The organism is Brachyspira hampsonii 30446 (genome assembly GCF_000316195.1).
Lineage (GTDB): Bacteria > Spirochaetota > Brachyspiria > Brachyspirales > Brachyspiraceae > Brachyspira > Brachyspira hampsonii_C.
In genome coordinates this window covers 394525-413924 of sequence record NZ_JH994111.1, presented here as the reverse complement: position 1 = coordinate 413924, position 19400 = coordinate 394525, and the positions used below count along the sequence as shown (strand labels likewise).

Genomic DNA, 19400 nt, shown 5'->3' with positions numbered 1-19400 from the left:
GAGAAACAATTTAAAAATAATATCTTCCGCCAATACTCATTCTTCCAAATCCCGCCTTATTAATTTTTTCAGGATATCCAAGTTCTTTGCCATCAGGTACAAGATGAAGTCCTCCTCCGAACTCCAACACTATAGCAACATGTTTGCTTACATTTATGTTAAAACCGGCTCCTCCTCCAACCTCCCAATAATACGGAGAAGCAAATAAAAATTTTCCGCTTTTATCAGGATCAAAAGATAAAAATCCAAAACTAAAAAAAGCAAATCCATATCTTGATATACCTATCTCTCCTGTATATTCATCATTATTACCGAAAGTAAATTTCTGCATAAGTCCTAACTGATACATTTGCGGATTATCATCATATATTTTTGAACCTGTTATGGCAGTATAACTTTTAATTTGAAAATTATTATATCTCATTATCTTAAATCCAAACTCTATATTGACAGTTGTCTTTATAGAATCTGCACTACTAAATAGTCCTATAGAAAAAAATCTATTATCTAATACAGACTGAAATCCTTTTTTTTCTTCTGTATTTTCTTCTGCATTAAGTATAGCGAATGAATATAAAAGTATAATATTTATTATAAAAATATATTTTAATATTTTCATCGATTTTCCTTTAATAAAATATAACTGCTATTTTTTAAGAATGTTATTTATTTGTTTAAGATAAAAAAAATTACTCTATATTATCTAAATTGTCTAATTCATTTGTGTTTTTATTTATTTCCTCTTCTTTTATAGTTTTTATCTGGGTAAAGAAGTATAAATATTTCCCAATAAAAAGTATTACAAGCGTTATTCTAGCATAAATATTATTTACAAAAATGAATGTTATTATAAGCATTGCACTTACCGGAAGAAGTATGCTTAGTTTAGATTTTAAAGTCATAGCTCTTGATTTTACAAAACTTTCTAAATGTCTTTTATATAGTTTTGTGGACATAAACCAATCATGAAACCTCTTAGACCCCTTAGCAAAAAAGAAAGAAGCAAGAAGAAGAAAAGGTGTAGTAGGCAAAATAGGAACTACTATTCCAACAGCACCTATACCTACAAAAATAAAACCTAAAACTATAAATAACACTCTCATATTAAACCTTTAAAATTAATTTTTTTATTTTTATTAAAATTATGCTTTATCATAACAATAATATGTTTCAATGCTATTATAGGGTGATAAAAAAGCATTCTCTTACCAGAAAAATGCATAATATCTTTTATTCTTTCTTTCATATCTTTTTTATAGCATTGAGATATACATGCACTGCAGAAAGTTTTTGTCTCCATAAATCTGCATTTATCAGTTCTTATACTAGCATAATTATATATGTTTTCACATTCCTTGCAAATATTTTTACTGCCGAAAGTTTTATTATAAAATTTATGATATTTTTTATGATTATTCCTGCAGTAAATTTCTATCATACAAAGCATAGTTTTTTTCTCATTCTCTCTTTTTTTATATATTCTGTATTCTTCATTACTATAACATAAAAAACCACAATAATCTTTTTTTACAATCATTTTCATAACCTTCATTTGTTTTGCATATTGGGTATCTTTTTTTATAAAGACACCCAATAAATCTATCTTCCCAATATCAATAATTTAGCAAATTAAAATTTCCAAGTAATGCCTGTACTTCCATTGAAGGCAAGTGCACTGTTCGCACTATTTCCAATACCATCAACAGTAGTAGCACCTCCAATCTGAGCTTCAAAATACCATTCTAAATTAGGCTTAGGAGTGATATATAATTCTCCATATACTAAATATCCCACAGAGTAGAATAATGGAGGTATTCTTACAGGTTTTGAACTGCTTGCATAAGCATTAACCCCTCCTGTAATCATAGAAAATGAAATAGCAGGCTCTAAATATACAGTTATAAACTCGCTTTCAGCAGTAAATCCTACAGGCATAGATACACCTATAAACTGAGGTTTTGTAAGATAATATTCTGTTCCGCCTATTTCTATAGAAGCTCCCTCACCTGTAAACATTATATTATGAGCTGTATAATCATAATATGGTGCAGCTGTTATTGTACCAGAATTTCCCACTTCAAAAGCACCTATAGGATTTGAAGCATCTATATTGTAAAGTCCGAATTTAGCTCCTCCTTCTTTAGTTCCTGCAGGTGTTGTTACAGTATATGAAGTTCCTGTAAAGTCAGCTATTGATCCTTGATATACTACTCTTACCTGAGGCTCTATCAATAAAGGATCAGTTGCTGCTATAAAATACCCCCTTAAATCTATACCTATAGAATGTGCTGTAGTATCTTCTAAAAATCCATATTTACCATTCTCACCTACAGTTCCAGTTACAGGAAACATATTTATACTTCCATTTCCTGCTAAATCTCTGCTTCTGCTTGAATTAGCTTTTAATTTATACATACCGTATTTAAGATTAACTCTTATTCTGCTGAAAATATCATTTCCAGTGTAGTATTCCACTCTTATATCTGTTGAAACAGCTATATCTCCTTCATTAACACTTCCGCTTCCCACCCCTATTGTAACAGGTACATTGATTCTCAAATTATCATTCAATGCAGTAGCTGTAATTATAGGAGTATGTGCCTGCCAAGATCCTGATACATATTTAAATTGATATCCAGCCCCTATACCAAAGCTGTCTGTTTTGTATCCGAATCCAGCTATAGCTGCAGGTCTGAAAGTATTTATTCCGCCTTCTGTTCCGCTATCCAAATTATCAAGTAATACTCCTGCTGTTTCTCCTTCAACACCTACCATAAATCTTAAATTCTCAGTACCGGCTAATACTCCTAATCTGTCAAGCCTTATAGTTAACTGATTCTCATCAATTAAAAAATCATTAAAGTCTTCTAAAATAGTATAGCCAAATATACTATAAGCACTCATTATTAAAGCTGTTAAAATCAAACATAAACGTTTCATAATATTATCCTTAATTTTGTTTATAATTTTTTTAACAACTCTGTATTTTTTATTAATACAATATTTATATACTTGTTTCATATAGAAACTAGGGATCTGCCATATATAAAATTGGCAGGATATTTATCATGACAAATCCCCAGATAAAATGATAAAACAAGTTTATTATAGACTCCTATCACTATTAAATCTGTTTTTTGTTATAATGGTTTGTTTTTGGTATTGTTTCTTTCTATTGCCTCCTTTAATAATTCTCCGTTTTCATATATCTCTTTACTCATTTCAATATACTTATTATAATTTTCATCATCTTTTACCTTGAAATAGTATTGAGAAAGCCATATATATGATAAATATTTTTGATATTTTTCTTTTGCATTATCCAATGCTTCATTAAAATATTCAAAAGCCTTTTTATTACTTCCTCCAGCTATTGCAGGAGCATGCATATATCCTATAGCTGTACCTAAAAGAGCAAAAAAGTTAGAATTATCTTTCTCTAAAATATCTTTATATATCTCTTTGCTTTTTGAACCAAAAGAAATTTTTTCTGAAAGTCCGCTGTAATAAACTATATAACTCATTAATTCAGATACACTTATCAAATAATCAATATCTTCTGATTTTGTATAATCTTTGTTAGCATTTATAGCATCTTTCAAATAATTATATTTTTCTTTTTCATTAGTTATACTTTTTGATTTTATTAGAGCATATATATTCTTATAAGTTCTTGATGTATTATTTTCTATTGATTTTATACTATATGATGAAGAATAATATTCATTGTAAAAATTATTTATTTCTTTGGATTCATAAGAATATATTATATTTGTTATTATTATAAATAAAATAATTATGTATTTCATATAAGCACCATGCATAAGTTAGTACACATATTCAATTTGTTAGTATATTCTAACATTTAAAATAAAAAAATCAATAGCTAAAAATAGATAAAATAAAAAAAATATTTATAATTCAAAAATTATAAAAAAACATATCAAATAATATTTTAATAATTGAAAAAAAAATTATATTGATATATCATTGTTTAAAATAAAAATTTTATATAAATAATAAATTTCATTGGAGGAAATATGGCTGTATCTAATAAAAAAGCAGCAGTTAAATCTTCATCAAAAAAGGTTTCTAAATCTGCTAAGAAAACAGTTGTTGACAAAAAAGCTGCATCTAATAAAGCTTCTAATGTAAAAAAAGCTTCAAAAACTGCAGATAAAAAAGTAATTGCTCCTAAATATTATGTATCAGAAACTCCATTAAAAAGTGCTGATAAAGAAATATTTGCTGCAATGAAAAACGAGTACAAGAGAGAAGTTAATGGCTTTGAACTTATAGCTAGCGAAAATATAGTTTCACGTGCTGTTATGGAGGCACAAGGCTCTATATTTACAAATAAATATGCCGAAGGTTATCCGTCAAAAAGATATTACGGCGGATGCAGTGAGGTTGATATTGTAGAAGACTTAGCAAGAGAAAGAGCTAAAAAACTATTCAAAGCACCTTTTATAAATGTACAGCCGCATTCCGGTTCTCAAGCAAATATGGGTGTTTATATGGCAGTTCTTCAGCCGGGAGATACTTGTTTAGGATTATCTCTTGATTCAGGCGGACATTTAACACATGGTAAAAATGTCAATTTCTCCGGAAAAATTTATAATTTCCAACATTATAATGTTAGAAAAGATACTATGCAAATTGACTATGATGAACTTAGAGACACTGCAAAAAAAATTAATCCTAAATTAATTGTGGCAGGCGGAAGTGCTTATCCTAGATTCATTGATTTCAAAAAATTCAGAGAAATAGCTGATGAAGTTGGTGCTTTATTAATGGTAGATATGGCACATATTGCAGGACTTGTTGCTGCTGGTGTTCACCCTAGCCCTGTTCCTTATGCTCATTTTGTTACAGGTACTACTCATAAAACTTTAAGAGGTCCTAGAGGCGGATATATAATTTCTACAGAAGAAGATTTGGCTAAAAAAATAGATAAAACTATATTCCCAGGTATACAAGGCGGTCCTTTAATGCATGTTATAGCTGCTAAAGCTGTATGTTTTAAAGAGGCTTTGGATCCTAAATTTGTTAAATATCAGGAGCAGGTTATAAAAAATGCTGAGGCTATGGCTAATATGTTCCTTGCTAAAGGATATGAATTAATTTCCGGCGGTACTGATACACATTTAATATTGGTTGATGTAAAAAAATCTAAAGGCATAACAGGTCAGCTTGCTGAAACTATTTTAGATAAAGCTCATATAACTATAAATAAAAATGGAATACCTTATGATACTGAATCTCCAATGATTACTAGCGGAATAAGATTGGGTACTCCGGCAATAACTACAAGAGGATTAAAAGAAAAAGATGTTATGGAATTAACTCAATATATAGATGAAGTTTTAAGCAATAGTAATGATGAAAAAATGATTAATGCCATTGCTAAAAAAGTAGCTGCTCTATGTAAAAGATTCCCTATGTACAAATTTATAGCTGATATGTAAATTATATAATAACATAAAAAGGGAAGCTGATAATTTTCAGTTTCCCTTTTTTTATTGTAAATATTTCTATCAATTTTATATACAAATATCAAATAATTTCTATATAATTAAATATTTCATCTATTCTATTTAAAACTATATCAGCACCATTTTCCAATAATATTTCTTTACTGTAGCTATTTGTAATTGCTGCAGTAATTATTCCTGTTTTTTTTGCCCCTATAACACCGGCAAGGCTGTCTTCAAATATTATGACATCCTCTTTTTTTATATCACTATTTAATTTTTTTAATAGTTCAAAAGCATTTAAAAATAAATCAGGTTCAGGTTTAGCTTTTAATTCACCATTATAACATGAATAATCTTTTATATATTTTGATATTCCTTTTTTATCAGAAACTCTTGTAACATAATTAATATTACTATTTGATGCTATAACAATATCAATATTTTTTAATCTTTCTAAAGTTTCCATAACACCATCAAAAGTTTCTAAATCTGTTTCTATTATTTTATGAAAATAAATTTCCGCCGACTTAAAAAAATTATCCGGTATATAATGCCCTTCTTTTTTTAAAAGATTATCTATATCTTTAGTCTGAAAACCAGCCAAGGATTTAAAATCAACATCCTTGAGTACATTCATTTCATTAGATACATGAATCAAAGCTTTAGTATATAAACTTTCGCTATCGACTAAAGTTCCGTCAAAATCACATATTGCCGCTTTTATCTTTATAGTTTTATACATTATTAATCTTCCCTTAATATATTAATACAAATATTTTATATTTTTTTCTATCAAAATCAATAGCAGCATAAAGTTTGATAATAAATTATATCTATGTTATAATTTCGATGAAAAGATGATTTATGAAAAATATGATAATCCAAGTAAAAGGAGCATATTATTATGGGATTAAAATTAATTATTGCTAAAGATGCTAATGCAGTTGGAAAAAAGACAGCAGCAGAAATTATTAATTTATTAAAAGTGAAAAAAGATGCTGTTTTAGGTCTTGCTACAGGAGGTACTGCTGAGGCTGTATATCCTCATTTAATAAAAGCTTATGAAAAAAAAGAAATAGATTTTAAAAATGTTAAATCTGTAAACTTAGATGAATATAAAGGATTAGATCCTAAAAATGAACAAAGCTACAGATACTTTATGAATAAAAATTTATTTGATCATGTAAATATTGATAAAAAGAATACTTTTGTTCCTAAAGGTATAGGTGAAAAAGAAAAAATATTAAAAGAATTTGATGATAAAATAAATAAACTTCCTAGAGATATACAATTATTAGGAGTAGGACCTAATGGACATATAGCATTCAATGAACCTGATGAAGTTTTACATGCTAATGCTTTATGTGTTAAACTTAATGAAAAAACTATTAAAGCTAATTCAAGATTTTTTGCTTCAGAAAAAGATGTACCTAAAGAGGCATTCAGTATGGGTATGGGCGGAATATTAAAAGCCAAAAAAATAGTTATAGCTGCTATTGGTAAAGGAAAAGCTGCTGCTATGAAAGAGCTTCTTACTAATGATAAAATTACTACCAAATGTCCGGTTACTTTCCTTAAACTTCATAATGATGTAGTTGTTGTTATAGATAAGGAATTGGCTGATGCTATACCAGAACTTCAAAAGAAAAAAGATAATAAAAAATAAATTAATAAAAAAATAATACTTATAATTAGGATGGCTTAATGCTGTCCTTTTTTATTTTATTGTTTGAAAATGGTTATATTTAAATATGAGACTTGTTTCAAAACTACTTGACAAATAATTTTATGAGTTTGTTATTTTATGCTAAATTATATAATATTAATTATTAAATAAATTGTATGTTTTATATGTGGTATAATTTATTATTTTAACATATAAATATGCAGTCCTTCGCCTGCCGTAGGCACACATAGTGAGGCGTACTTCGTATGCTTCTCGCCGCAGGCGGGCTGTTCCTGGGGCAACAAAAGAAGTGGGGCTTTGCGAAGCACGTAGAGCGGTTGGTGAAGCCCCAACTATATTAAAAAAATACTAAATAAAAAACTATAAGTATTAATAAATTGAGTTTTGAAACAAGTCTATGATATAAATTTATAAGTATAGGATTCATATATGAAAAAGAAAGCTGTTTTAATAGTTGTAGATAGCTGCGGTGTAGGTGCTTTACCTGATGCAGCTGTATTTGGTGATGAGGGAGTTAATACTCTTGCTCATTTAGCGGAAGCTGAAGGAGGAATAGCTCTTCCTAATATGGAAAAAATAGGTCTTGGAAACATAATAGATATAAAAGGAGTTTCTAAAAATAATAATGCTTTAGGATATTATGGTAAAGCGATGGAAACTTCTAAAGCTAAGGATACCACTACAGGACATTGGGAAATAGCAGGGCTTGTTTCAGAAAAACCTTTTAATACATATCCTAATGGTTTTCCTGAAATTACTATAAAAAAAATAGAAGAAGTTTCAGGAAGAAAAGTTGTATGCAATAAGCCTTATTCAGGTACTGAAGTTATAGATGATTATGCTGATGAACAATTAAAAAATGGTTCTTTAATTGTTTATACTTCTGCTGATTCTGTGCTTCAAATTGCAGCTCATGAGGAAATAATACCGATAGATGAGCTTTATAATATATGCAAAAAAACTCTTGAAATATGCAATGAATATTCTCCTGTAGCAAGAGTTATAGCTCGTCCTTATATAGGAACTAAAGGCAGTTATAAAAGAACTGAAAGAAGACATGATTATTCAGTGCCTCCAAGCGGAGAAACTATGCTTGACAGATTAAAAAATCATAGTCTTCCTGTTGTAGGCATAGGAAAAACAAGCGATATATTTGCAGGTGTTGGAATTACAGAAAACAGACAAACTAATAAAAACAATCTTGATGGTATAGAAAAAACTATTAAAGCTATTAAAGAAATTGATGAAGGATTAATATTTACAAATTTGGTTGATTTTGATATGCTTTACGGACATAGAAGAGATCCTAAAGGATACAAAAATGCATTAGAAGAGTTTGATAGATATATTCCTGATATGATTGAAAATTTGAATGATGATGATTTATTTATTATAACTGCTGATCATGGATGCGATCCTACATACAAGGGAAGCGATCATACAAGAGAGTATATACCTATACTTGCTTACGGAAAAAAATTGAAAAAAAATATTGATATAGGTGTGAAAGATTCTTTTGTTTCTATAGCGGCATCAATAGAAAAGCATTTACTTGGTGATACTAAACTTAAAGGCTGTTTTTTATAAAAAATAATATTGAAAAAATTCATTTTAATATTATTAATAATACTATATGATAAAAATAAAGGGTTGGTTTCTAAATTTTATTAGAATGCCCGCCCTTTTTCCTTATTGTTATAATTAGTTATTTTTAACTTTTTATTTCTATTTTTATGAACACAGAAATAATATGCCCCACCCTATTTTTTTTAAAATTTATAACTAATTTAAGCACGCGTTTAATGAAAACTATATTATGAATTCTTATTACAGAATAATTTTTTTTATGTTTAAAATCTAATCACCGCGTGTAAATTAATTTTTTAAAATGTTATCGTATATAAAAAAAGAGCCTAGTTTATTACAACTAGACTCTTATTTATCTTTTAATTACTATTATTCAAATATTACTCTTGGATTTTGATCAATATAATCATAAGGAACATTATTGAACTCTTTAATCTTTGATATTAAAGCATCTCTTATATCATTTCCAGTATGAACAACATTTTTTCCTTTTCTACCAATAGGATTATTTTGAGCATCAAAATATCCGTCTCCGCCGTCAAATACAAAATCTGATAAAATAACAGTGTAATCTTTAGCTTCACTTATATCATCTCCATTCAATTTTGCCGATACTAACTCTCCGTCTGCTGTGTATTTTACTTCCATACCCTTAGAATACTGTAAGAATCCTCCAAGTCCTCTCTTTTTACCAGAAAGTTTTATCATATCAAGAATATCCTTTCCATTCAATGAAACTATAATCACTTCATTATCAAAAGGAGCAAATTCATTCTGTATGTTTCCTAAAGTAATATCCCCAGCTTTTAATGCAGATCTTAAATTTCCGGAATTAATCATTACAATATCAACATTTTCATAAGAATCTTTTACTAAATCGCATGCAAAATTTCCTATAGCCATAGAGTTCGATCTTATTCCGTCATGAGCTAATTCCATAGGTAAAGATCCTATTCTTACATTGAATTCTTTGTCCACCGTACCTTTCATCTCATTAATAAATGCAAGCATATCATTATCCTGCTCTATTGTCTGATCCATAGCTACTAATTTATAGTTTAAATTATTTTTATCCATTACCCCATTATTAACATTCAAATTAATATTTCCTAAATAATGTCCGTAAGAACCAGCCTGAACTATATGAGTACCATTAACAACTTCAGCTTTTTCTAATTCAGTATGACTATGCCCTCCTATTATTATATCAAATGTATTTGGAATGGCTTCAGCAATTTTTTTGTCTGCTTCATATCCAACATGGCTAAGCAATATTGTAAGATCATTAGTAGTATTAAGAGGAGTTTGTTTTATGAAATCTTTTAATGATTTAATTTCTTCTTCAAACACCAAACCTTCAATATTTTTAGGACTGTAAACAGAATCTGAAGTTGTTATACCAATAATTGCTACATTAAGTCCATTCACATTTGTAACAATGTATGGAGCAGCATAATAGCTATTATCTGATTTATTTTTTATATTTAAAGAAAGCGTAGGAAATTTTCTGTCTTTCATAATCTCTGTGAAATTGCTAAGTCCATAATCTACAAAGTGATTTCCAACAGCAGCAGCATCAACTCCAATCATATTCATAATATCAACTTCATCTCTTCCCTGAAATACTGTAGAATATACACTTCCTGTAATAGTGTCTCCAGCATGAAGTACTAATACATTATTATTAGTAGACTTTACCTGTTTTATATATGAAGCTCTTCTAGCTGCTCCATACATATAGTTAGTTTCAGGAGGATTTACATCACTATTAACAACCATTTCTTGTTCATCTTTTCCATGAGTATCATTCATATGTATTATGGTTAAGCTGCCTGTATTTCCTGTTTTCTTTGCAGTAGAATTAGAGCAGGAATATAAAAATAAAATGATTAAAGATAATAATAAAATAACATAAGCTCTTTTAAACATTTTAGTTCTCCTTTAAATATTATATAAAAATTATATATCTATTATTCTCTTTTTCAAGGTAATTTTTTATAAATAAAAAAAGCCTAGCATGCTAAAACATACTAGGCTTTTATATCATAAGACAAATATTAATTTTCTCTTCTTTTCATCTTTTTCAATACGATAATAACTACGCAAAGAAGAACTATAACCCCCAAAGCAACAGGTATTACCCAGCCTTTATATGTAGTATCATTAGAAAGTATTTCATTCCATAATTCTTCCATTAAGATATTAGTTTCATCAGGCAATGTTATATAAACATCACAATTATCCAAAGTTTCCTTATCCGGATATATTATTTTATTATTCTTCATTTCGCTGCTCATTATAGCGATAGCTCCGTCATTTGGAGAAGCATAATTAATAAACTCTATATTTGCTAAAGCTATTTCAGGTTCAGATAAGAAATTAATATACATCTCACCTAACTCAGGAGAACCTGAAGAAGAAGGTATACACATAGAATCTACAAATAAATTAGCTCCTTTTTTAGGAATAACAAAATTCAAATTAGGATTGTTTTCTATCATACTTAAAGAGTCCCCAGCATAATAAACACCTATAGCAGCCTCTCCAGCTTCCATCTTATCATACATTTCATCCATTACATAAGACTGCACCAAAGGTTTTTGACTTTTTAAAAGTTTGGCACATTCTGCAAGCTCTGATTCATTAGTAGTATTAAGAGAATATCCTAAATATGCCTGAGCTATTCCAAAAGCATCTCTAGGGTTATAATACATAAGTATTTGTCCTTGATATTTTTTATCGAAAAGTATTTTCCAATCTATATCGGATTCCTTTTCACTTACTAACTCTCTATTATATATTATACCTGTAACACCCCAAGTATAAGCTAAAGAATATTCTCCTGTAGCATCAAATGGAAGGTTTTTAAATCTTTTATTGATATTAGTATTTGCAGGAATATTATTAAAATTCAATTTTCTTACCAAATTTTCTCTTATAAGTCTTTCTATCATATAGTCAGAAGGTATTATAACATCATATTGAATACCTCCTACTTTTAATTTAACATACATTTCTTCGTTAGAGGCAAAAGTAGAATAGTTGACTTTCACTCCTGTAAGTTCCTCAAATACTTTATTTACATCTAATGAACCGTCTGAACCATCAGATATATACTCGCCCCAATTGTAAACATTAACCGATAAATTCTGTCCCTTATACTTATGATAATAGTTAGTATCAAATTTGCTTAGATCAATAGTTTGAGCATTTGATACTATAGCAATCAGCATAAGAACTGCCAAAATTTTCTTTTTCATTTTGTTACTCCTTTTTTTAATTTTTATTTATTTTTCTTTTTAACTGCATTAAATATTTTTCTTTTTTAATCTCTTTTAAATTCATAACAACAAGACTCACAAGTACAACTATAAATATAACTGTAGATATAGCATTAATCTCAGGGCTTACTCTCTTTCTTGTCATAGAATATATGGTAATAGGCAAAGTCTGAGAAGTAATACCCGTAGTAAAATAGCTTACAACAAAATCATCTAATGAATAAGTCAATGCCATTAAAAATCCGGCAAGTATACCTGGAAGTATATCTGGTATAACAACTTTCCAAAAAGCCATTGAAGGAGTACAGCCTAAATCCAAAGCCGCTTCATATAAACTATTATCCTGCTGTCTTAACTTAGGAAGTACATTTAATATAACATAAGGTACATTGAAAGTTATATGTGCTAATATTAAAGTTGTAAATCCGAATTTAAGCTTCATTATAACAAATAAAAGCATTAAAGATATTCCTGTTACTATTTCAGGATTTATTATAGATACATAAGTAATACCCATAACAGCACTTTTCATTTTTTTATTAAAACTATTTATACCTATTGCCGCCATTGTACCAAGTATAGTAGCAAATATTGAAGATACTGCCGCAACTATTACTGTATTAACAAATGAACTTAATATTAAATCATTGGAAAATAATTCTTTATACCAATGCAAAGTAAAACCGGTAAAAACCCCTCTTCCTCTAGCCTTATTAAAAGAGAAAAAAATTAATATTGCTATTGGAGCATATAAAAATAAAAATATAAAAGCAATATAACTTCTTGATAATATTTTCTTTATCATAACGGCATATCCTTATAAAAACATACCATTAATATCTTCATCTTCTTCATCTATCTGCTGCATAAGCATAATAGCACATAAAGATATTACAATTAACACCAAACTTATAGCCGAACCTAAATTAGGATTATAAGACATACCTAAAAACTGCATCTCTATTAAATCGCCTATAAGTATATTAGATCCTCCGCCAAGCATACGAGAAATTACAAATGTACTAACAGCTGCCACAAATACCATTGTAACTCCAGCAGCCATTCCAGGCAGACTTAATGGAAATATTACTTTGCTGAATACATCAAAAGAATTAGCTCCCAAATCCTGAGAAGCCTCTATCAAACTATGATGTATTTTAGTCATAACCGAATAAAGCGGAAGTATCATAAAAGGAAGATAATTATAAACCATTCCTATTAATACAGCAGTCTGAGTATTTATAAGCTTTACAGGTGAAAGCCCCATAAAAATAAAAGCTTTATTTATAAGCCCATTATTTTCTAATATAGTCATCCAAGCATAAGTTCTAAGAAGAAAATTCATCCACATAGGAAGCATTACAAGCATTATAAGAGCATGCTGAACTGTTTTTTCCTGCCTTGATATATAATATGACATAGGATAAGCAAGTATCAAACATATTATCGTAGCAATAGATGCAAGCACCACAGAACGAACTATAACAGGAGTAAATGATGTAACATTAGCAAAGTTATTTAAAGTAAAATCTCCATTTTGATTTGTAAAAGCAAAATATATAACTAAAAAAAGAGGAACTAATACAAAAACTAATGTCCAGATTAAATAAGGTATTGCCGGTATTTTTGTTTTCATAATATCACCTCTTCTACAGTTTTTTTCATGATATGTATATTCTCTTTAGCAACATCTATCCCTATTTCAGTACCTGCTTCCCATTTTTCTGTAGAGTGTATTATCCATTTATAACCATGGGCATCAAGTATCATCTCAAAATGAACGCCTTTAAATATAGCAGATTCTACCAAACCAGATATATTAGCATTATCAGGCGGTACAACTATTATATCTTCAGGTCTTATAACAACATCAACTTTTTCTAATTTTTCAAAACCTTTGTCCACGCATTCAAACATATACCCAGCAAACTCTACAGAATAATCATCATGCATAATCCCATCTATAATATTGCTCTCTCCTATAAAGTCTGCTATAAATGCATTCTTAGGTTCATTGTATATATCTTCAGGAGTTCCTATCTGAAGTATTTCTCCGTCTTTCATTACTGCTACAGTGTCGCTCATAGTTAAAGCTTCTTCCTGATCATGAGTAACATATACAAAAGTAATTTCTAAAGACTGCTGAATTTTCTTTAATTCTATCTGCATTTCTTTTCTAAGTTTCAAATCCAAAGCCCCCAAAGGCTCATCAAGAAGCAGCACTCTAGGTTTATTAATAAGCGCCCTTGCAATTGCAACTCTCTGCTGCTGTCCGCCTGAAAGCCTTGCAATATTTCTGTTTCCGTAATTTTCTAAGTTCACCATTTTAAGCATTTGATGAACTCTCTCTTTAATCTCTGATTTAGGAACTTTTTTAAGATTAAGTCCGAAAGCAATGTTTTCAAAAACATTTAAATGCGGAAACAATGCATATCGCTGAAAAACTGTATTAACTTCCCTCTTGTAAGCAGGAGTATCATTAATAACTTTTCCGTCAAAAAGAACTTCTCCTGAATTGGGCTTTATGAAACCTGCTATAGTTCTAAGTATAGTTGTTTTGCCGCAGCCTGAAGGTCCTAAAAGAGTTAAAAATTCTTTATCTTTGATATCAAGATTAAGATTTTCTAATATAGAGTTTTCATCGTAGGAAACATTGATATTTTTTAAAGACACGATAATATTATCGCTCATGATAAAGCCCCCTATGCGTATATTTGCAATAGCCTCCGTAAAATTACGTATATACATCTTAACGTATAAAACGCAGTTTACTCGTCGCTTACCCGCATAGGGTTTTTTTCGTTCTAGCTAATTATAGATTAATAATAAGCCTTTCTTAGTCAACAGATACACCTGCAAAGAATATCCATTACTCGAGCTATTGCATAAATAATTTATTATTGAAAATCAATATAATACAAATATAAATAATGTCAATAGTATAAGAAATATTTTTAGTAATTTTTTAATGCTTTATAAAAATAATTTTAAATGCAAATAAAAAAGGAGCTTAAAAAGGCTCCTCTAATTTGTATTATACAATTATATTATTACTGTGCAGGTGTTGATGCATTAAGAATACCAACCCTTACACTTGGTATAAGATTAGAATCTTCAGAATAATTTTCAGTCATCTGAATAGATACTGATGAATCACTAAAATTAAAATACAAAATATAAGGGAAGCCATAATTACTATTATAACCTTTGCATATATATTTTCCTGCACCGTCATCTTGAAAATATTTAGTTATATCTATTGTAATTATTGCACCACTATTATTAAGCTCAATTAAAGCTGAACCGTCGGCCCTCACTGTAAGAGTTGTCAGCATAGTTTCCGTCATTATACCAAAATCTTCATAGATACTTGTATTACCGCTATAAGTTCCAGCATATATTGTATCTATTCCTACTGATGCATTATTAGGACCTGTTTTATCTTTATTATTACAGCTTATTACTAAAAAACTTGAAAACAACAAAGTAAATAAAAATAATTTTTTCATACTATTTTGCTCCTTTTTTATATCTGACATAAGAATATATGTTTTTATTTAATTAGTCAATATATAAAAACAGTTAATAATAAAAATAGAGGCTTTTTACAGCCCATTTATTTTATCAAACTTTATTATTGTTTTATGTAAAACAATTCTTTTCCTAAAACACTAACAGTCAAACTTGAATCAGTAAATGTAAGAATCTCTTCAACTCCTGCAACAGTTGTTTTAAATGAATTATCTGATAATTTATAATATTTTTCTTTTGAAACTGTAAGCACTGTAGTAGAATAATTCCCATAAGTATAAGAAGTAGTTCCTCCATTAGCAACTACAATTCTTTCACTTGTACCATAGTAATAGGTTCCATCATATTTTGAGTCTATACCTGTACCTGTTGCTCCTGTTGTATCTTTGTTGCTGCAGCTTATTACCAAAAAACTAGATACTAACAAAGTAAATAAAAATAATTTTTTAATCATATTTTACTCCTTTTTAATATTGATTGTATTATATATTTTTATAATAAATTAATCAATAAATTAAAAAATGATTTACTACTATATTTAATAATATTACTAAAAAAATTTATATTATTAATTATATGTTTTATAATTATTAAATAAAAATATTATATTTTCTTCAATTAGTAAATATACTTAGTGTAAGTAAAAATAAATAAAGTATTAAAAAATATATTACTTAGGAAAATTAATCAATAATTATACTCCAAACCTATTTCAAATACATGCTCCAAAACTTCATCATGATTAAATGGAGTATAATAGTTAAAAGTAAAACTAAAATTATTATAGTTGATAAGAAATTTAGTATTTAAATCCATTTTATAATTAGGCGAATGAGAAAAATAAGTTATTATATTAAATAAATTATTAAGAAAAGATAAATAAAGTCCTATAGAGTAAAATGAATGACTATCCTCATAAAAATATTCAACATAAGGACTTAATACAAAATCATAATTATAAATAAAAGTATAATTTATTCCTAAAAGGCTTTTTATATCATTAAGACTTTTTCCTATATTATCACTGCTTAAAATATTATAAGTAACATTTCCGTAAAGTTTAAACCCTATATCAAATATATATGAAGCCTCAAAACCAAGCATTAAATTATTTTTAAGTGTTAAGTCATAAGTATATTTTGTAATAGCCATTAAACCCAAATGTGAAGAAGAGTATTTTAAATAATACCAAGCTCTGTAATACTTTGGTTCTTCTAGTAAATCTATTGACTTTGTATCTGTGATAAATCCTATAGAATGCGTTATATTATTCTGATAAAAATTAAGTTCGCTGTTATATAAAGCATCAAAATCATTATATAATACGCTCTCTCCTACAAACATATACTGCCTATTAAAACCTTCTCCGAAATGAAATTTTCTTTTACCTATATAAAAACTAAAAATATCATTTATATATGTAAATTGAATCTCATCAAAAGTAAAAGAAGCATATGCTTTATTATCTGTCTGCTTTATAAAATTACCGTTATCATAAATGAGATCTATGTTATCTTTGGTGTATATTCTTAATGCCGGCTTAAATGAAAAATAAAAATTATTATTAAGATATTCAAATCCCAAATAAAAATAAGTATCATTGCTTAAGACAGAGTTTGGCATAAATGCCGTCTCTTTCATATCTATATAGCTAAAATTGTTTTTTATTCCGAACTTAGGAGTTATATCAGCAAATGCTATAGATGATACAATAAAAAAAATAAGATATATTTTTATATTTTTCATTTCTCTAATTAATCTTTAAATAAATTAAAAAGTATTTTCATGTTTTCACTTCTAAAATATGAACTTGAATAATTTGAAGGCACTGTAGTTTCTATACGACATACTGTGCTTAAATTAATATTAATAATCAAATTATAAAACTCCATATCATTAAAAGCATTATTACTAATTTTATATATTCCTCTTTTTAATGCTTTACCGCTATTGTCAAAAAATTCTATGCTATAGCCATTAGAAGTTTTTTTTAATATTGCCTTAGCATAAGGAACACTTCTATTTTTCTTTACTAAATTCACTTCTTTATCACTTACAATGCTTTCAAGTTTATAATCATCAGTAAAGTTTATAGACATCAAATCATTCATATTGGCAGCACCCGTTACAACATAGCTCCCTGAAATTTTTAAAGGAGAAACCTGCTTTTCTCCCTGAACAAAAAATCCCTGATTATTAGCTAAAAATAAAGTTTTATTATCTTTTAAATACATTAGTTTATAATCTTTTCCAACTATCATATCAAAATTATTAATAGTTTTTTTTCCGTCTTTTATATCAGTAAAAGTTCCAGACATCTTATAACTTTTGCCACCTCTATTATAAATATTAACAAAATCATTAAATATATTCTGACTGTATAAATTAAAAGATAAAATACTTATTATAAATAAAACTTTCACAATTTTTCTAAACATATTTTATAACCTCTATTATAGGCATTTTTATAACCTTTATTATCGGATAAATACCCGCTAAAATTGATACAGATAATACCCATGCAAATATTAAAACAGTATCTTTGAATGTTAGTAATAAACTTAAAGGATAACCGTCAGTAGCCCCAGGAAATTTCATTATAAAGTTTGAAGCATTAAGTATTCCGGAAGCACTGTAAGAAATAATTATTGAAATAACTGAACTTAATACAGCCATTATTATAATTTCCAAAAATAAAAGCAAAGTTACATTTTTTATATTTATTCCTAATGCACGCATAGTACCAAACTCATTTAAACGCTCCAAAAAATTTGTAGTAAGCATCTGCATGACTGAAACAAATACTAATATGCTTAATACTCCTAAAGCTATTAAATAATTATTAGTATTCATATCAATAACAGAAAGTAAAAATGCATTCAAATACTTCCAATCTTTAGCCTCATAATTTAAATTGTTTTCACTAAAATATTTGTTAAGATTGTTTTTTATTTCTTCTGCCTTTTTATAATCTTTCAAATATATGAGTAAATTATGAGCATCACCGTATTCAAGACCAAATACTCCATATACAGCATTAAGAGGACAGTAAATAGTAATAGCATCTGAAGCACTATTATTTAATGATATCAAACCAACCGACATTAAAGAACCTAAACTTATGCCCTCTCCGAAATCAGTCATCAAATTTAAATAAGCCTCTTCATCATAATCGAGATTAAAAAACTCTCCCAAATCTTTACCAAGCACCATAGTATTAATATCATCATCAAATATAGGAGTACCGGATTTTAAAGAAACTGATGACATAATCTTTGAAGGCTTCTCATAAGCATAACCTGAAAAGAATTTACTTTTACTTTCATTGCCTATAAGTCCGCTTATATCTAGTTTTTTCTGATAATCATTAACTTCATTTATAGTTTCAAGTTTTTTATAAATAATTTCAAAATCACTATCTTTAAGCATATTAATTTTTTCGCTTTTTTTATCCCAATATGACTTATCAGCTATTACAATAGATCCTCCGCTTGTATTTATACTTGTAATAATGCCTTCTTTAGTAAAATTATTATATCCGCTTATCATCATAAGAGATACAAAAGACACTATAATAAGTATCATATTTAAAATTGTTCTGGTTTTATTATACCAAAGATTATCAAAAGCTAATTTTATTATATTCATTTTTCTATTCCGTTATATTTATTAACAAATTTAAGTTTTTTAATTGATTATTTGATTACTAATTTTATACTTGCACTTTTTACAACTTTGACGAAGTCCGCCACTCTGTGTGCCGTAGGCAAGCAAAGGCGGGAAAAAGTTGAAAAAATAAAACATAATATTTTACCTATATATAAAATTTATATACAC

At 27.9% G+C, this 19400-nt stretch carries 19 protein-coding genes; 3 read left to right on the top strand and 16 right to left on the bottom strand.

The annotated features are described in order from the left end of the window. Window positions 1–10: 10 nt before the first annotated feature. The 5 genes from A966_RS06735 to A966_RS06715 all read right to left on the bottom strand — a co-directional run bounded on the left by A966_RS06735 (window position 11) and on the right by A966_RS06715 (window position 3809). The gene (locus A966_RS06735) at window positions 11–619 is read right to left on the bottom strand and encodes a hypothetical protein (protein ID WP_008723909.1); all 609 of its coding nucleotides are present in this window, start codon (window positions 617–619) and stop codon (window positions 11–13) included. Window positions 620–689: 70 nt separating this feature from the next. Beyond that, complete coding sequence (locus A966_RS06730) at window positions 690–1103, bottom strand: YbaN family protein (protein ID WP_008723907.1); 414 nt, start codon at window positions 1101–1103, stop codon at window positions 690–692. Continuing rightward, window positions 1100–1537, bottom strand: coding sequence for a nitrous oxide-stimulated promoter family protein (locus A966_RS06725; protein ID WP_008723905.1), 438 nt, complete (start codon window positions 1535–1537; stop codon window positions 1100–1102). The genes A966_RS06730 and A966_RS06725 overlap by 4 nt, the downstream gene beginning before the upstream one ends. Before the next feature lie 92 nt (window positions 1538–1629). After that, window positions 1630–2940, bottom strand: coding sequence for a hypothetical protein (locus A966_RS06720; protein WP_008723902.1), 1311 nt, complete (start codon window positions 2938–2940; stop codon window positions 1630–1632). Between the two features lie 200 nt (window positions 2941–3140). Next, window positions 3141–3809, bottom strand: coding sequence for a hypothetical protein (locus tag A966_RS06715; protein ID WP_039955590.1), 669 nt, complete (start codon window positions 3807–3809; stop codon window positions 3141–3143). 231 nt (window positions 3810–4040) lie between these two features. Between A966_RS06715 and A966_RS06710 the strand changes: the two genes are divergently transcribed. After that, window positions 4041–5468 (top strand): serine hydroxymethyltransferase, encoded by a 1428-nt coding sequence (locus A966_RS06710; RefSeq protein ID WP_008723898.1) that lies wholly within the window; start codon window positions 4041–4043, stop codon window positions 5466–5468. Between the two features lie 88 nt (window positions 5469–5556). Here A966_RS06710 and A966_RS06705 read toward each other — a convergent pair whose 3' ends face one another. Next, entirely contained in the window at window positions 5557–6219 is a 663-nt protein-coding gene (locus A966_RS06705; RefSeq protein ID WP_008723896.1) for an HAD family hydrolase, read from the bottom strand. Between the two features lie 162 nt (window positions 6220–6381). Here A966_RS06705 and A966_RS06700 point away from each other — a divergent pair, with 162 nt between their 5' ends. Next, a complete protein-coding gene (locus A966_RS06700) occupies window positions 6382–7143 on the top strand; it encodes a glucosamine-6-phosphate deaminase (protein ID WP_008723894.1) in 762 nt (253 codons plus the stop codon). Window positions 7144–7593: 450 nt separating this feature from the next. Next, entirely contained in the window at window positions 7594–8751 is a 1158-nt protein-coding gene (locus tag A966_RS06695) for a phosphopentomutase (RefSeq protein WP_008723893.1), read from the top strand. A gap of 369 nt (window positions 8752–9120) precedes the next feature. Here A966_RS06695 and A966_RS06690 read toward each other — a convergent pair whose 3' ends face one another. The 10 genes from A966_RS06690 to A966_RS06645 form a co-directional block, all read right to left on the bottom strand. Further along, complete coding sequence (locus A966_RS06690; RefSeq protein ID WP_008723891.1) at window positions 9121–10680, bottom strand: bifunctional metallophosphatase/5'-nucleotidase; 1560 nt, start codon at window positions 10678–10680, stop codon at window positions 9121–9123. 128 nt (window positions 10681–10808) lie between these two features. Continuing rightward, a complete protein-coding gene (locus A966_RS06685; RefSeq protein WP_008723889.1) occupies window positions 10809–12011 on the bottom strand; it encodes an ABC transporter substrate-binding protein in 1203 nt (400 codons plus the stop codon). Between the two features lie 16 nt (window positions 12012–12027). Next, the gene (locus A966_RS06680) at window positions 12028–12837 is read right to left on the bottom strand and encodes an ABC transporter permease (protein WP_008723887.1); all 810 of its coding nucleotides are present in this window, start codon (window positions 12835–12837) and stop codon (window positions 12028–12030) included. 12 nt (window positions 12838–12849) lie between these two features. Beyond that, window positions 12850–13668, bottom strand: coding sequence for an ABC transporter permease (locus A966_RS06675; RefSeq protein ID WP_008723884.1), 819 nt, complete (start codon window positions 13666–13668; stop codon window positions 12850–12852). Continuing rightward, on the bottom strand, window positions 13665–14723 hold the full coding sequence (locus tag A966_RS06670; RefSeq protein WP_008723881.1) for an ABC transporter ATP-binding protein: 1059 nt from the start codon (window positions 14721–14723) through the stop codon (window positions 13665–13667). The genes A966_RS06675 and A966_RS06670 overlap by 4 nt, the downstream gene beginning before the upstream one ends. Before the next feature lie 359 nt (window positions 14724–15082). Then, entirely contained in the window at window positions 15083–15541 is a 459-nt protein-coding gene (locus tag A966_RS06665; RefSeq protein WP_008723879.1) for a hypothetical protein, read from the bottom strand. A gap of 125 nt (window positions 15542–15666) precedes the next feature. After that, complete coding sequence (locus A966_RS06660; protein WP_008723877.1) at window positions 15667–16017, bottom strand: hypothetical protein; 351 nt, start codon at window positions 16015–16017, stop codon at window positions 15667–15669. 233 nt (window positions 16018–16250) lie between these two features. Beyond that, complete coding sequence (locus A966_RS06655; protein WP_008723875.1) at window positions 16251–17309, bottom strand: hypothetical protein; 1059 nt, start codon at window positions 17307–17309, stop codon at window positions 16251–16253. Between the two features lie 8 nt (window positions 17310–17317). Next, window positions 17318–18001 (bottom strand): LolA-like protein, encoded by a 684-nt coding sequence (locus tag A966_RS06650; protein ID WP_008723872.1) that lies wholly within the window; start codon window positions 17999–18001, stop codon window positions 17318–17320. Continuing rightward, complete coding sequence (locus A966_RS06645; protein ID WP_008723869.1) at window positions 17994–19211, bottom strand: ABC transporter permease; 1218 nt, start codon at window positions 19209–19211, stop codon at window positions 17994–17996. The genes A966_RS06650 and A966_RS06645 overlap by 8 nt, the downstream gene beginning before the upstream one ends. Window positions 19212–19400: the final 189 nt, after the last annotated feature.

What these genes read in the sequence shown, in the direction of transcription:
- A966_RS06695 (WP_008723893.1), top strand. Translation starts at nt 7,594, where the DNA reads ATGAAAAAGAAAGCTGTTTTAATAGTTGTAGATAGCTGCGGTGTAGGT.
- A966_RS06705 (WP_008723896.1), bottom strand. Translation starts at nt 6,219, where the DNA reads ATGTATAAAACTATAAAGATAAAAGCGGCAATATGTGATTTTGACGGA.
- A966_RS06735 (WP_008723909.1), bottom strand. Translation starts at nt 619, where the DNA reads ATGAAAATATTAAAATATATTTTTATAATAAATATTATACTTTTATAT.
- A966_RS06720 (WP_008723902.1), bottom strand. Translation starts at nt 2,940, where the DNA reads ATGAAACGTTTATGTTTGATTTTAACAGCTTTAATAATGAGTGCTTAT.
- A966_RS06655 (WP_008723875.1), bottom strand. Translation starts at nt 17,309, where the DNA reads ATGAAAAATATAAAAATATATCTTATTTTTTTTATTGTATCATCTATA.
- A966_RS06725 (WP_008723905.1), bottom strand. Translation starts at nt 1,537, where the DNA reads ATGATTGTAAAAAAAGATTATTGTGGTTTTTTATGTTATAGTAATGAA.
- A966_RS06680 (WP_008723887.1), bottom strand. Translation starts at nt 12,837, where the DNA reads ATGATAAAGAAAATATTATCAAGAAGTTATATTGCTTTTATATTTTTA.
- A966_RS06685 (WP_008723889.1), bottom strand. Translation starts at nt 12,011, where the DNA reads ATGAAAAAGAAAATTTTGGCAGTTCTTATGCTGATTGCTATAGTATCA.
- A966_RS06700 (WP_008723894.1), top strand. Translation starts at nt 6,382, where the DNA reads ATGGGATTAAAATTAATTATTGCTAAAGATGCTAATGCAGTTGGAAAA.
- A966_RS06730 (WP_008723907.1), bottom strand. Translation starts at nt 1,103, where the DNA reads ATGAGAGTGTTATTTATAGTTTTAGGTTTTATTTTTGTAGGTATAGGT.
- A966_RS06645 (WP_008723869.1), bottom strand. Translation starts at nt 19,211, where the DNA reads ATGAATATAATAAAATTAGCTTTTGATAATCTTTGGTATAATAAAACC.
- A966_RS06650 (WP_008723872.1), bottom strand. Translation starts at nt 18,001, where the DNA reads ATGTTTAGAAAAATTGTGAAAGTTTTATTTATAATAAGTATTTTATCT.
- A966_RS06710 (WP_008723898.1), top strand. Translation starts at nt 4,041, where the DNA reads ATGGCTGTATCTAATAAAAAAGCAGCAGTTAAATCTTCATCAAAAAAG.
- A966_RS06660 (WP_008723877.1), bottom strand. Translation starts at nt 16,017, where the DNA reads ATGATTAAAAAATTATTTTTATTTACTTTGTTAGTATCTAGTTTTTTG.
- A966_RS06675 (WP_008723884.1), bottom strand. Translation starts at nt 13,668, where the DNA reads ATGAAAACAAAAATACCGGCAATACCTTATTTAATCTGGACATTAGTT.
- A966_RS06715 (WP_039955590.1), bottom strand. Translation starts at nt 3,809, where the DNA reads ATGAAATACATAATTATTTTATTTATAATAATAACAAATATAATATAT.
- A966_RS06690 (WP_008723891.1), bottom strand. Translation starts at nt 10,680, where the DNA reads ATGTTTAAAAGAGCTTATGTTATTTTATTATTATCTTTAATCATTTTA.
- A966_RS06670 (WP_008723881.1), bottom strand. Translation starts at nt 14,723, where the DNA reads ATGAGCGATAATATTATCGTGTCTTTAAAAAATATCAATGTTTCCTAC.
- A966_RS06665 (WP_008723879.1), bottom strand. Translation starts at nt 15,541, where the DNA reads ATGAAAAAATTATTTTTATTTACTTTGTTGTTTTCAAGTTTTTTAGTA.